Here is a 13,353-nt window from a genome sequence, read left to right as displayed (position 1 = left end):
TTCAAGCGCTCCCATGATTGTAGTTACTATCGTATATTGCCGTCCGGTTGTAGCGGATAGGCACTTCCCAATATTCGATACTGGCCAGATGACACCGTGCCGGGGCAAACATCCCAATGGCATTGCGCAGCATTCTGGCCTGATCGTTGGTAATTGGTTGTTTTAGCAGCACGCGATAAACCGCCCACGCCGCTTTGTCGCCGTGCACATAAAGGTTGTTGTAGGTGGCTTCACCGTCGTAGCTCAGGCGGCCAATATTCTCGATCAGCGTGCTCTCGCCGAATCCGAAACGACGGATGATCTCTTTAATGCTCCAGGGCGTACCTTTACTGCGATGCAGATCGATAGCCGCTTTGATCAACGCACGTTTGGAGTCATCCGATTCTGCCAGTTCCCAACCATCGCCAAACAACGAGAACTGTTCTGCCAGCCAAGGCAACACGCTGCTGTCAGCAATGTCGATCAGATAAACCAGCAAGGCATTCAGATCGATGTCATCAAAGCGATCTGCCAATTCCGCCAGCGAACGAAAGCGGGCGTCAGCCGCCAGCGGCGGTGGCAACAGTCGTAGTGAATCAGCCATTCGACACCCCGACGACGCTGACATTGATGCCCGTACAGTTCGCCCATTCGCTGTCATCAAGCACCATCAATGATGGAGAAACCAGCTCCACCTGATACACGCCGGGGATGGATAACGTGGCAATAATCTGGCTCGGAACAATGTCGCGCCCCAACGTGGCGGTACGGGTTTCCACCCAGGCCTGCACCGCTTTCTCCGCAGCGGCCTGAACGACGCCAGCCTGTTCGCCGTTAAACAGCGTCAATTTGGCGCTGATGGCGTAATCCACCTGCGTGGGGGATTTGGCGGAAACAAAATCCGTCAGTGGACGCACCTGTTCGTCGGAGCAAAAACTTTCCACCAGCGAGAGTATGCTGCTGTCCGGCAGGCCAGTACTGAGCAACGGATAAAGCACCACTTCACCCGGTTCAGGCGACATCACCGCGACATCAACAATGTTTTGGTGTGCTCGCAGCGCATGGAAGCGATACGCCAGTTTCGATCCCGCCGTACTGAATGATTCCGGTGCCAGTTGGATACGCTCACGCAGGCGATCGTCATCTTCTTCTGCGGAACCGCCGCTACTTTTGGTGATGTTGACAACGCTTAAATCACTGTCGCCAATCTCATCCAGCAGCGTACTGATTTGGGCAGGCAGCCAGTCATTGCCCACATCGCCACTTTCGGTACAGGTCGCCAGCACGGTGACACCGCTACCATTCGCTCTCAGCAGCGCGTCGCTGTCGGTGGTGAAAATCACGCTGTCCGACGCACTAACGCGAGTGCCCGCAGGAATCAGCAGATCGCTGACTAAAGGCGTTTCAGGGGTAAAGCGGAGCTCTGCACGCGCCGGCTGCGCCGCCAAACGGTAGACGCCAACCAGTTCCGCCAGATAATCCAGCATCGGTGCACGAGCAAACGCAACCAGGTTTTGCTTGGCGGTTTCCTGGACCGCACTACGCAATAAAGTTTCCCGGTAAGCAAAGAGGTTAATCAGCAGGCGTTCGGCCTGCGCTGGATAGAGTGTTTTCCCCGAATCAGCTTCATATTTCGCGATCATTTCGGCGGTAATCTTCGCCGCATCGCGTTCAATAAAATTGGGTTCTGTCAGCGCCATAACAACTCCGTGGTCTGTGTCGCGCCATTAGCGGTTTTCCAGCTAACGTGCAGCGTCAGGTGAGCCCCATTCACAGAAGGTTTAACCGCCAGTAACTGGCAGCGAGGTTCCCATCGTTTGATCGCTTCTACCGATTCCCTAACGACATGCGGGATCGCACGTTCGATCGGATAATCGAGATACAGATGTAGATTGCTACCAAAGTCAGGCCGATGTGGGTCGCTGCCGCAGGGTGTCCGCAGGATGATGTGAATCGCCTGCATGATATCTGCCGTTCCTTCGACGATGTCGCCAGAACGTTGCAGCGCCGGTTGCCAAAAAACAGATTGAGTTTTCATAGGGGGCTATTGTCGCCCCCAGTGAGAGGAAGGAATATTAAAGCGGTTTAGGAAAACGCTAGTGCGAGTGGTGGTTGGAGTTGCCGCTGGCATCCATGACACTGCCGCTGGCGCTTACGTTGCCGGAGATACTGACATCACCGCTGAGGCTGGCACCGCCGGAACCAGACATTCCGCTCTCGTAGGTGAGTTGCCCTTGCACCAGTAGCTTGCCGGTCACCTTCGTTTCTGGCGCATTAATAGTGACACGCTGAGCGTTAACCACCACGTCGGTACCGCTGCTAATCGCAATATGCTGCACGCCGCCGTTGATCGTTAACGTATGCGTCCGGCGATCGTATTCAATATGCGCGCCGTCAGCGAACGTTACCGCCCTTTTGTCCTTATCTGCCAGCGTTGGCACATCGGCGGCAGAATAAATCGCCCCCAGCACCAAGCCGTCCTCGCCGTTGCCATCCAGCAGAATTTCGACCTGTTCGCCAATATCCGGCAACCAATAATCCTTATTATTCTGCGTATTGCGCTGTAATACCGGCAGCCAGGCCGTACGCAGATTGTCACACTCTGGTAGACGAACGCGCACCATTACGCGAGCCTCATCCACCGCGCTTATCGTGCCAATTCGACGAGATAAACTCATGGCAACACCTCCTTTTTACTCCTGACAGTCCGTGTTGTCTGGCTGCCATTCGGGTGGTAAGTCACCAGCGTTTTTCCGCTCTCCGATTTTCGCTTGCCCGCCGTAATCGGCCCACGAATCAACCCAATCTCCGTGGTGTAACCACTGCCACGTTCCAGAACATGGCGAGCCGATTCGATCAACCAATGGCCAGAAAGTTGGCCGAACGACACCAGCTCAACTTTATTCCCCGCCGCCAACTGCGGGCTGCCCATCAATGTCATCGACCCCTTTTGTTGCTTTTCGTTGTGCGCATCCAATGCAGCATCCGTTTTCATCCTCGCTCCAGAAGCATCCGCCGCGCGCACGTTAACTTTCAACGTATCCGCACTAGTCTCAGCACCAGCAGACTTCATTTCGTCGTTCGCGCCACCGTTGGCTTCACAAACCATCAGTTTCTTTTCACTCCCTTTCTGATATTTCGTCTTGGCGTTTTTATAGACGTGGCTGATCGTGTCGCTCAGTGAAAAACGCGCGACGTCCGTTGGCTTAATTTGTCGAACAGACGCCTGATTGCGCAGCGTTGCCAGATGGGAAAAAATCAGCTGGTCGCTGACCACTTTCACGGCATAGCCATATTCACTGGCGAGCCGCTTTAGAAAAGCGACATCGGTTTCCGCATATTGCGTAACGCGATCGATCTTGATGATCTGAATCATCCCTACGAGCATCAACTGATGCTTTTTCGCGATGCGCGTCGCAATGGCAGCTAACGTCGTATCTTCAAAACCGCAGTTTGATTTGGTTCGCAATGCACGATTGACCGATGTCGCGACGCCGCGAATCATCACTTCGCTCGGCGGTGCGCTAACCTCAATTTCATCAATCGAGAAAGTACCGCAGTCAAACAGCATTTCACCGAGATAGCCTAGCTTGAGCGATAATGTATCGCCCGTGCCGGGATACCACTTACCCATCCAGCGACCATCGGTATCATCGAGGCTGACCTCGATCGAATCCGATTCATTCTTGATGCTGTCGGTATACGTCACGCTGGTAACATACGGTGCGATATCATTGGTGATATCCTTTTGCAGATACCACAGGGTGAACGCCGGTTGCAGTACTTCCGACACCGCTGGAGAGAGCAGGGTTAGTTCTTCCGTTAACGCAGCCATGGTGGGGTGTCCTCCGCTTTACTGGCCTCTGCCTGTTCAATAATCGGAATCAGCACCACCACACCCGATGGCAACAGCGGTACGATGGGTACATGCGGGTTAGCCGCAATGATCCGCGGATAGCCAAGCGGATCGCCGTAATACAGGTAGGACAAGGTATCCCAGCGTTCGCCCTGTGTAGTGATATGTTCAAGGTGCATATGCTTCAACCCTCTTCACAATTTCTGCCGTCAGTTTGCTCATCGCAGGTTCAGCGCCTTTAAATGTGTCGCTCGCGGCCTCAACATGTTTACTGATGGCTTCCAGCTTCTCGATAACATTTTTGCTGTCGACGCCCTGCAACAAGACGGCAACTTGCTTGACCTGCTTCAGCATTTCATTCGCCGCGTTATTAACCGCTGTAATTTCAGGCATCATCTTCTCTGCCTGAACCGCCGTATCAGATATGGCCTCTGCCGCTGTTTTAAACGCCGGCACCACCTGACTTAACGGCGTCAATACATTCCCGACTTGCGTTAGCAGTCCGGGAATTTGCAACAGCGCGGTTTCGGGATTGTCCTTCATCCGTTTTACAATCTGAACAGTAGTTCTCACCGCCTTAACGGCAGATTGTGCCTTCTTGGCATACGTGACAGCCGTGCGTAGTGAAGCTGAAAAATTGCTCACTTTCTGGACCGCCGTGGTGATGGCGCTGACGTTAGGAACAGGGGTCTCTATCGCAGGCGGCTTGAGCGGATTCTTCGGATCGCCAATGTATTCTCGCAGCGTTAGCGCGGCATTCATGGCCAATACGTTGCCCTTCGCGTCGGTATGTTCGCTGGTCGAGGTCAGTGCCGTAATCACAAACCAGCCACGATAATCACCATTGCCGAAGACTAACGCCATTGCCTGATGCGCCCGCATCGCCTCAACCAACCGTTTCAGCTCCACATCCGGCGTACAGTACTGCTTGTGAAACACGAGGCTAATATTAATCTCGTCCAACTTCGCACCGATGAACTGCAGACTGGGTTTACCCTCAATGCGGCCATGCTCGGCATAATCTGCGCCGAATGACGTATTGAAGCCGTCCCAGTAGGCGGTCACTTTAAATTCAATATTTCCTAATACCGCAAACATCAGGCATACCCCCTGCGCTCACGCTGGGTGAGCAGCTTGTTCAACATATTTTCCAGTTCATTCATGCTAAGCGTCAGCGTCTTCGTCATTTCAGGCGTTGGCGCTGCCTTCTGACCGTTGAGATAAATGGTGGGTGAGAAAGCAACCTGAACACGTTCGGAAGGGGCTGCGGTGACTAACTTACCTTTTGCTCCACCGACAGTTGGTGTCAGTGCAACACGCTGTTGCGGGGTTGACACATTGCTCTCAGCGCTAGGTGATTCAACAGGCAGTGTTGGCTGTAGCGACAGTGCAGATACCGACGTGGGTTTTAGAACTGGCGTGGCTACAGCACTGGCAGCCACAGGTTGACCACCAGCTTCGATAGACACCGTTTTTGAACCCATACCCAGAAAGTCTTTAACACCACCGGGTATAAACTCACCGATTTTGTTAAAAACAGCCTGCAACTTTGGATATTCTTTTTCAAACTCGCTCACAAATTTATCAATAACTTTGCTGGCTAATCCGCTTAAACTCGCAGGCCATTTGGTTTCTAACTCATTAAGACCTTTAACCCAGTTTGAATACCATGTACCCAATGGCGACCAGTCAACCAGAACACCGAGAACACCAGCCACGCCTCCAGACGTGCCATTTTTGAGATCGGCCCAAAACGCTTTAGCTTTCTGACTGATATCAGACCAGTGGTGACTAAAGAATGAACTGATTTGGTCCCGATATTTGTAAACCAAAGCAACTATTCCAACTAGTGCGGCAGCCGCCGCGATCGCCCACCCCACAGGCGTCGTCATCAGCATAATCCCCAGAGACAATACTGCTCGCCCCGCCATCATCAAGCCGCTACGTAACACGCCGCCAAGCATGCGCCCTAATGTTCCGGCTCCACCAACCAGCCAGTGCAATGCTGCGCCAAGCCCCTGCAAGAATCCCGTTGTTCTTAGCCCTGCGGAAAATAATTGCCAGCCCGTCTTAATCTGTAAAATACCGTCCTTGAATGCCTGAAACCAAGATAACAACGTGCTAATCCCCTGCCACGCGCCACTCACCGCTTTTCCGAACATAAAGAAACTCGCAACGGTCACCACAATGCGGCGAACCAGTTCGGGGTTCTCGGCTGTCCAGGTCACCAATTGATCCAAAATGGGGATCAGCGCATCACTCAGGGAAACCAATACTGGCAGCAGCGCTTCACCCACGTTGAGCGCAATATTCAGCAATGACGTTGTCATTTTCTGCCAGCGTCCGGTCAATGTGTCGTTTTTTTGGGCAAAATCGATATTCAACGTTTGGGTTGCGGCGGGGCTGTTCATCACCTGCTGGTTAGCTTGATAGCTCGCCCAGTTTTGTTTCATCGACAGCGCATGATTGACGGCTTCTGGCGTGTGGAACACCTCCTGCAATCCATAACGCTGCATTAAATTTTGCTGCGCCCCCACATTTCCCGTATTGCTGGCCATGTCCCACTGTTTCCTGAATTGGCTACCTTTACTGTCGATAAGCTCAGTACCAACCAGAACCGAAGCGTCGTACTGTGAATACCCACCTTTCATGTGGCTTTTCAGTGACGCGTTATAATCCATGCCCGCGTTGTAGTAGCTGTCGGCAATGTCCGTTCGCCCCATGGCATTCATAAAGCTCCCCAGCCGAGCAGCCGTGTCCGCTTCCGTATCCGCACCTTTTGTCGCACTCAGACTGGAAACCAATTGGCTCAGCGCCTGATTACCCGTCGCCCCCATCGCCGTAAATCCTGGAGCCAGCTCGGTTGCATATTGCGTCATCGATGCCATGGAGAAACCCTGTTTAGTGCCCGCCAACATGCGAGAGAAGGATTCCTCCAGTGCCTTCGCGCCTTTCAGGTTAAACTTGTCATCAAGCATGGTCGTGAGCGCGGTAAGATCGGACAACGCCGCGCCGGATGCCGTTGAGGTTTTCCCCAACACTGCCGCAACATCCGTTGCCTGCTGCTGCGACATCCCGTTATCAAGCAGCTTTCCGGCACTGCTGAGCAACGCATCCGGCGTTTGGTTCACCTGTTGAGAATATTGACGCAGGCGCTGCCCCATCTCTTTTTCTTGCTCGCTCGACATCCCATGTGCAACGCGGATATCACGCAATTGCGCCTCAAATGACGCATAGCGTGTGACCGACGCCACAATAGGTGCCATCACCGAACCAAATGTCTCCTTTATTTCCTGGAAGCTTTCGGTGCGTTCGGTATGGTTCTCACGTAGCGCTTCCTGACGTGGCTGACTGCTCGCTAGCCGCTCCTGATTGATTTCCAGTTCAAGCCGCGACTGATTTAATTGGGATACGGTTTGTGTGCAAACCGCACCGAAACGCTCCAGCGATTGGTTTAACTGAGACACAATTTGCGTGCTAATAGCGCCAAAGCGCTCCAGCGACTGATTAAACTGCCGCTGCCGTTCCTGAGCTTGCTTGAGGCTATCACTAAGTGACTGCAGCGATTTTTTTGTGTCATCCAGCGTGGCGCCAAACGTCCTGCCCAGCATGACGCCGTTTAAAAGCATATCCACGGTTCACTCTCATTCAGAAAAGCCCCCTGCGGGGCGGATCGGAGACGGCGGCTCGCGCCGCTCCAGTTTGGTTTCCCCATCACAAACAGGGGATAAAACGAGGAAAAGGACGGGTGATAAACGGGAGAAGAAGACAGGTGGTGAGGGAGAAAACGGCCAGCGTCCTTATCGCTGGCCGGGTTAGGGTGGATAGTGGGCTAATTAATCCTGTCAGTAATCAGTCTTCCTCACCGTTCTCACGTTTTATCTGTTCACTGGCTTCATCCAGCCAGCGTTCAAAGTCATCCAGTTCCAGCGCATCAATCTCACTCGGCTGAAAGCGAAACCACCTCGCCAGCAGGGCTTGCGCTTTCCACAGCAGCGCCGGCTGCGTTATCCAACCCAAGTAGCTGCTGAAATCGTTTTTGCAGCGCCATGTAGTCCTGTGCGTCCATCTCATCGATGTCTTCCGGCACCAGACCGGTCATGCGCGACAGCAGCGCGTCATCCCAGTTGCTTGGGTCATCGCTGATTTTTTTCACCGCTTTAATGTCTTTGACTTTCAGACGCTTGAGCGAAATGGACTCCATGCGTTGACCAGCAGAGGTGGTGTAAGGGAATTGCAGAGAATAGGTTTCAGTGTGCATAACGGCTCCTTAGTAAATGTCGGGAGCAGTATCGCGTGCGGCGAGGAATAACGATTTTAAAGTGAATTAGAAAAAGAAAGGCGCAGGCATAAGAAAGGGGCCGAAGCCCCTTTCATTACGATAACGCAAACATAGGTAATTAACGTCGCAACTCTTCTTCTGCAAAAAAGCGAACAAAACAGTCGCTTAGTGGGTAAGAGGTATCTGTCAGAAAAAACCCCGCGGCCTTCTGGTTATCATCTAAAAATGAACCATCGCTCTGATCAACCTGACCAGAGATCAATCGAGCCACAGATGACGAGTCTGATCCAGCTCGGCCGGAATACGGCAGAGAAATACTGGCTTCTTCTGCTGCATCCAAAATGTAAACATCCTCACGGCACTGGAAATGAATATTATTTTCCAAGTCGATAATATCAAATACTTTTGCTGACATAGTCACCTCACTGATTGATAGCAAAACCCGCCCCACTGGCGGGCTTGGAAGATAAATTAACCGCCGATATTAGCGCGGTAGCTGTTCAGTTGATCCACGCCGCCTACCATGAAGATGTTGGACAGGTAATCCAGCTCCAGCAGGTCTTCACCGTTCATCACCTGCTTGATGTAGGTACAGCTGAACGCGCTGCTAAAATCTGGGTTTTCGTGCTGCTTGAACGTGCCCAGCGGATTCTTTTTGAACATGATGGTCATGTACGTCACCAACGGCACTTCTTCGATACGACCTTGAGAGCCGTAGCGTTCCACGCTGGAGCGACACTGCAGTGCCAACGATTGGTACGGATTCGCCGCCGCCAGCATCGCTTCACGGTAGAAGGAGTTCCATTTGATCTCGCCTTCCAGCTTATCGAAGCCCGCAGGCAGTTCGATCTTGCCGACCATGCCCAGCGCCTTGTGCTCCTGCATAATCATGGAGACATCCGGCAGCTTGATTTCCTGCGCACGCCCCAGCAGGTTGGTGCCGTTGATATAGATGTTGGCGTTGGTAATACGGTTTACTTCAATTTTCCCGGCCATCAGTTAGTGCCCTCCAGCGTTACCAGGTATTCCGAGGTGATCTCCGTCTCAAAGGTCAGACGCTCAAGCGGCGGCGGCGGAGTGAATTTGTAGTTAAGCAACAGGTGCCCTGCCGCCAGTTCGGTTTGTTCGTTACGCGCGGCATCAAACCAGCATTTGAAGCCCAGCAGTGCGCCGTCCCCGATCAGCTTGCGACCGTAGGCGTTGACGGATTCCACCAGCGCATCGATCAGCGCCTGATTGATCGGCATATCGATGTACTGCTGACTGAAATAGCGGATGGATTCGTTAATCACATCGCCAGTACGACGCACGTTTTCGAAGTTCTTCATATGCGTCACGGTTGGCCAGGCAGCGGTGCGATTGCCCCACAGGCGCAGGCCGGAACCATAGCTGTTGAAAATGGTGCTGATGCCCTGCTCGTTCAGCAGGTTCACTTCACTCTGCGGATCGTCAATCATCGCGGACAGCTGGCGCTCTACGCCGGTGATCCCTTTGATTTCCTGATTGGACGACGACCACCAGAAACCTTTCTCCAGATCGACTTTGGCACGCAGACCGGCGGCACGCGCCGACAGCGGCTCCAGACGTTCGCTGTTGGTTTCCGCGTCGTACACTTTTACGTGCGGATAGCACAGACGAGCGCGTTCAGAGCTGGTGTTGAAGTTGATCGTGCCTTCCGGGCCACGGCCGCTCAACGCCTGCGCAAAGGTGGTACCGATTGGCGCATCGATATAGGCAATCGCGCCCAGTTTGTCAGCCAGCGAAATCAGCTCGGTCGTTACGCTATTTTGCGTACAGAACACCGGCGAAATCAGAATCTTGGCAAAGAAGCCGTACAGGTTGTAGGTATCGTTCAGCAGCTTCATACCAGTGCGTTTTCCCGCGGCGTTGATGCTGCCGATGATGTCAGCGGCGGTCACTTTCGAGACATCAGCAAAGTCATAAGACGCGCTGACCACAGCCGCAACATCAATATTTTTACCCAGATTTTTCAGGACGCCGGTTTGCGCATCCAGCGTATAGTCCTGACCTTCGATAAACGGCTGGCCGCCTTCTGCCGCCGTCAGTACCAGCTTGGCAACCACACGGTTTACCAGCTGTGCCGTGCCAGTCGCTTTGTCAAACGTGACTTTTTCTGCGCTCACAGACGATTTGTGTTTGGCCGGATCCAGCACGTTGATGACCAGAACCGTACCCGCACCATGATCGTAAATTGCATCCAGCGCCTGCGGGATGGTATAGCCGCCGAACTGGCTACCAAACTGCGCTGCGTCTTTTTCGGACAGGCACAGCGTGACGTCATTTACCGCACCCTGCGGCGCCGTACCAATCAGCCCAATCACCGCGGATTTGACGGTTTTCACCGGACGAGCACCGGTTTCAACTTCAATTGTTTCTACACCATGCAAATAATTAGCGGCCAAGGGTCACCTCCGTTGCGCTATCAGCCAGAACCTGATCCGCGACAGGCAGCAAATAGCCCAGCGCGATCAGCGTTTTCACATACTCATGATCTGCTGGCAGTTCAGTCACCTGAGCGGGCCAAAGCAGAATTTCCTGACCATCTGCCAGCGTGACGCCGCTGGCGGGGCCGGTGTAGCGGTATTTCATGCGTCTTTCTCCTCATAATTAACCGTGGTAAGCAGCGGACCATCCGTCTGCTCGCGGTCTTCGATAAAAAGGGTTTCTGTGGTGCAATCGATGGCGTAATGCCAGCGTCCTTCGGTGTGACCAACGTAACGGTCACGTACTAGCCGAATACCGCGATGACAGTCAGGCAGTCGGTATCCTCCCAGCGCCTGACGGACGGTATCGAGTGTGGCCAGTACGCCGTCTTCGCCATCCAGCTCCGGTAACAGCACGGCAACCATCAGCTGTGGTCGCTGCGTCTGAACCGGAGAATCCACATCTTCCGGTGCGGAAAATTCGGAACCGCGATACCCCACCAGCACATCGCCAACAGTCAGAAGGTCTGGCCCGATCAGAATGTTTTCTGGACAGGACGCAATCCGCCGTTCCGGTAATTGCTGCTGGAGGCGGGCTATCACCGCATCGATAATTGGTCTGGTATTCATATCCGTTCACCCGCTGTGTTGATGGCACACTATTTTGGTGGCGCATCGTGTTGATGGCGCTAGTATCCGGATAAGGGTTGGCTGCGGCTTTTAATCTGTTTTAGAAAAAACAGCGAAGTGATTTATTTGATAAAAAAAACCTAATAGACTGAAAAATAAAAAATTATTTCGATAAAAAAAACGCCAACACAACCGTGCTGGCGTAAAGGAATATGACAATATCGATAACGTGCAAAGACAGAAAAGAAACCAATGCAATGGGATTACCGATCCCAATATTTTTCCGGCCGAGCGATGCCAACCATACAATCAACCGCATATTCCACGACATCTATACCAAGGCGGGTAAGATTCGCCAACCAGACGCCGCCTACCTCTTTGGTCAATACGGCCATCTTGCGATCGGCCAGATAATCCAGTGCATGACGCAGCTCCGGCTCTGAAGCATCGGCATACAGCCGCTGCATCAGCGCTAGCAGGAACATTTCATTCGCGGTGTAAGGCCGCGTTTTATTTAATGCGATGAGCAAGTGCCAACGCATCGATTCCTGTCGGATACGCTGCGTATCAGCCATGATTGCCTCCCGAATAGCGCTGCTGCACCAATTCCAGCTTGTTATAAAGCGCATCCAGTTTGGCTTCGATGACCGTCTGACCACGGATGTAATCCTCACGTCGTACATAAACCAGCGGTAAATCGGCGCGGAATTCCAGAAACTCACGCTCCAGCCGCGTCCATCCCTGCTCGCTCTTCTGGCGAGCATTCTCCAGGGCGGCGAAACGCTCGTTCAGCCGTTTTTCAATCTGCGTGAGCAAAATCCGCCCGGCGGCAAACAGGAAGCTCATAAACGACAACAACAGGCCGACCAACGACCAGAATTCCACTTCAATCTTCACGTGTTACCTCCCCTGCCTGTTGTAACGCTTCGATGTAATCCAGCAGCGCGTTAACCTGCGCACTCAGTGCTTGATAGCGCTCTCCGTTGTCGCTGATGTTGGCGAGAATATCGCGCTGGGAGACGCCTGAACGTTGTAATTCGGCGTCAGCGGTTGCGCTGGCACCGGACGCTGCGCCAGTGCGGCGGGTAGCGGCGGTAGTGTCTGAAGCACTGTTGGCGGACAGACCGAAAGCGGCGTTGTAGTGCTGCACGAAGCCACGAGTAAACACGCACTGCACAGGCTGAACTTTGCCTTTTTCGTCAATGTATTGCTGAGTAACATGGTCAATTTTCCGTTGCAGAGCGGCGTTATCCGCCGACAGTTTTTGACGCGCTGCAACATAGCGCTGTTCGAGTTGATTTCCACGCTCTACCTGTTGCTGGTATTGCTCCGCCGCCGCGCGTAATAGCTGGTTCTGGGTTTCGACCTGCTGTTGCTGTAGCAAATTGAATGCCGCCTGCTGTTTCGCCAGCGCGGCATCCCCCAGTGCCTGCGCCAGTTGATAACCCTGATTACGACCGGTCAGATAGACCGCGAGTAGCAACACAACGACAAGCAGGACGGCGACCATACGTGGCGAAAGAAAGGATTTCAGACTATTGATAAACAGACTATTCCACACAGCTCGCCCTCCCCCAGCTCAAATACCGTGGCGCCAACTGATGCAAAATACGATCGGGGTAATGGCGGTTTTCACGCCAGTTGGCGGCACTGCGTCCGGCATTGACGGTTTCCACATGATCGAACCAGCGGAGTATGTCCTTCTCGGCGATCTTCGCGCGTTGCTTATCACGCTGTAACCAGCCAAGCCCGCCATTGTAGGACGACAAGGTCATTGCCATACGTTCGCAGTCGTTGCTGGCGCTGATTCGCGTCCACAGCCAGCGATCGTAGCCCGTCAGGGCACGGATAGCCCAGGCAGGATTAAACGGTTGATTGGCGCGAAGTTCAGGGACAATACTGCTAAACCAGTCGGCGGTGGTCGGCATAAACTGTGCCAGCCCCTGCGCACCGACGGGTGAAACGGCCCGAGGATTCCAGCCGCTTTCCTGATGCAACTGCGCCGCAAAGTCAGCAATCGGGGCATTCATGCCCCAATCCAGCCGTGCGCTGCGGATCACATCACTGCGGTACGCCTGCGCGGCACGAGGGATCGTGTCGGCGCAGACCGTCGCGCTAAAAAGCATCGGGCTAACAAGCAGCGTGATGAGAAAGTGTCGCAT

At 53.4% G+C, this 13,353-nt stretch carries 19 protein-coding genes; all 19 read right to left on the bottom strand.

Annotation, left to right across the window (positions count from 1 at the left end; all coding sequences use genetic code 11):
- Window position 1 precedes the first annotated feature (1 nt).
- On the bottom strand, window positions 2-583 hold the full coding sequence (locus LOZ86_RS08690; RefSeq protein ID WP_039273102.1) for a phage tail protein I: 582 nt from the start codon (window positions 581-583) through the stop codon (window positions 2-4).
- Window positions 576-1,679 (bottom strand): baseplate assembly protein, encoded by a 1,104-nt coding sequence (locus LOZ86_RS08685; protein WP_111778406.1) that lies wholly within the window; start codon window positions 1,677-1,679, stop codon window positions 576-578. The genes LOZ86_RS08690 and LOZ86_RS08685 overlap by 8 nt, the downstream gene beginning before the upstream one ends.
- A complete protein-coding gene (locus LOZ86_RS08680; protein WP_039273098.1) occupies window positions 1,670-2,017 on the bottom strand; it encodes a GPW/gp25 family protein in 348 nt (115 codons plus the stop codon). Before LOZ86_RS08680 ends, LOZ86_RS08685 begins: the two co-directional genes overlap by 10 nt.
- 58 nt (window positions 2,018-2,075) lie before the next feature.
- Window positions 2,076-2,657, bottom strand: coding sequence for a phage baseplate assembly protein V (locus LOZ86_RS08675; protein ID WP_039273096.1), 582 nt, complete (start codon window positions 2,655-2,657; stop codon window positions 2,076-2,078).
- Window positions 2,654-3,814 (bottom strand): phage late control D family protein, encoded by a 1,161-nt coding sequence (locus LOZ86_RS08670; RefSeq protein ID WP_039480159.1) that lies wholly within the window; start codon window positions 3,812-3,814, stop codon window positions 2,654-2,656. The genes LOZ86_RS08675 and LOZ86_RS08670 overlap by 4 nt, the downstream gene beginning before the upstream one ends.
- Window positions 3,802-4,014 (bottom strand): tail protein X, encoded by a 213-nt coding sequence (locus LOZ86_RS08665; RefSeq protein ID WP_014914964.1) that lies wholly within the window; start codon window positions 4,012-4,014, stop codon window positions 3,802-3,804. Before LOZ86_RS08665 ends, LOZ86_RS08670 begins: the two co-directional genes overlap by 13 nt.
- Complete coding sequence (locus LOZ86_RS08660) at window positions 4,004-4,933, bottom strand: phage tail protein (RefSeq protein ID WP_039480157.1); 930 nt, start codon at window positions 4,931-4,933, stop codon at window positions 4,004-4,006. Before LOZ86_RS08660 ends, LOZ86_RS08665 begins: the two co-directional genes overlap by 11 nt.
- Complete coding sequence (locus LOZ86_RS08655) at window positions 4,933-7,464, bottom strand: phage tail tape measure protein (protein WP_039480155.1); 2,532 nt, start codon at window positions 7,462-7,464, stop codon at window positions 4,933-4,935. The genes LOZ86_RS08660 and LOZ86_RS08655 overlap by 1 nt, the downstream gene beginning before the upstream one ends.
- 223 nt (window positions 7,465-7,687) lie before the next feature.
- Window positions 7,688-7,831 (bottom strand): GpE family phage tail protein, encoded by a 144-nt coding sequence (locus LOZ86_RS21405; protein WP_094431851.1) that lies wholly within the window; start codon window positions 7,829-7,831, stop codon window positions 7,688-7,690.
- On the bottom strand, window positions 7,776-8,096 hold the full coding sequence (locus LOZ86_RS08650; protein WP_111778405.1) for a phage tail assembly protein: 321 nt from the start codon (window positions 8,094-8,096) through the stop codon (window positions 7,776-7,778). The genes LOZ86_RS21405 and LOZ86_RS08650 overlap by 56 nt, the downstream gene beginning before the upstream one ends.
- 139 nt (window positions 8,097-8,235) lie before the next feature.
- Window positions 8,236-8,532 carry a 2Fe-2S iron-sulfur cluster-binding protein gene (locus LOZ86_RS08645; RefSeq protein ID WP_103160571.1) on the bottom strand — a complete coding sequence of 99 codons (297 nt, stop codon included), beginning with the start codon at window positions 8,530-8,532 and terminating at the stop codon, window positions 8,236-8,238.
- Window positions 8,533-8,588: 56 nt separating this feature from the next.
- Window positions 8,589-9,113, bottom strand: coding sequence for a phage major tail tube protein (locus LOZ86_RS08640; protein ID WP_225586214.1), 525 nt, complete (start codon window positions 9,111-9,113; stop codon window positions 8,589-8,591).
- A complete protein-coding gene (locus LOZ86_RS08635) occupies window positions 9,113-10,540 on the bottom strand; it encodes a phage tail sheath subtilisin-like domain-containing protein (protein ID WP_230243075.1) in 1,428 nt (475 codons plus the stop codon). Before LOZ86_RS08635 ends, LOZ86_RS08640 begins: the two co-directional genes overlap by 1 nt.
- Complete coding sequence (locus LOZ86_RS08630) at window positions 10,530-10,727, bottom strand: hypothetical protein (RefSeq protein WP_010281040.1); 198 nt, start codon at window positions 10,725-10,727, stop codon at window positions 10,530-10,532. Before LOZ86_RS08630 ends, LOZ86_RS08635 begins: the two co-directional genes overlap by 11 nt.
- Window positions 10,724-11,191 carry a Gp37 family protein gene (locus LOZ86_RS08625; RefSeq protein ID WP_230243074.1) on the bottom strand — a complete coding sequence of 156 codons (468 nt, stop codon included), beginning with the start codon at window positions 11,189-11,191 and terminating at the stop codon, window positions 10,724-10,726. Before LOZ86_RS08625 ends, LOZ86_RS08630 begins: the two co-directional genes overlap by 4 nt.
- 263 nt (window positions 11,192-11,454) lie before the next feature.
- Window positions 11,455-11,766 carry a hypothetical protein gene (locus LOZ86_RS08620; RefSeq protein ID WP_103941275.1) on the bottom strand — a complete coding sequence of 104 codons (312 nt, stop codon included), beginning with the start codon at window positions 11,764-11,766 and terminating at the stop codon, window positions 11,455-11,457.
- Window positions 11,759-12,088, bottom strand: a complete 330-nt coding sequence (locus tag LOZ86_RS08615; RefSeq protein ID WP_010294923.1) for a hypothetical protein — start codon at window positions 12,086-12,088, stop codon at window positions 11,759-11,761. The genes LOZ86_RS08620 and LOZ86_RS08615 overlap by 8 nt, the downstream gene beginning before the upstream one ends.
- Window positions 12,078-12,752: a hypothetical protein gene (locus LOZ86_RS08610; RefSeq protein WP_230243073.1), complete on the bottom strand. Its 675-nt coding sequence runs from the start codon at window positions 12,750-12,752 to the stop codon at window positions 12,078-12,080. Before LOZ86_RS08610 ends, LOZ86_RS08615 begins: the two co-directional genes overlap by 11 nt.
- Entirely contained in the window at window positions 12,742-13,353 is a 612-nt protein-coding gene (locus LOZ86_RS08605; RefSeq protein ID WP_039273067.1) for a transglycosylase SLT domain-containing protein, read from the bottom strand. Before LOZ86_RS08605 ends, LOZ86_RS08610 begins: the two co-directional genes overlap by 11 nt.

Origin of the sequence: Pectobacterium parvum, from assembly GCF_020971565.1 — a bacterium.
Lineage (GTDB): Bacteria > Pseudomonadota > Gammaproteobacteria > Enterobacterales > Enterobacteriaceae > Pectobacterium > Pectobacterium polare.
Note: the sequence above shows the minus strand (reverse complement) of the source record. Positions and strands in the feature narration are given on the sequence as shown.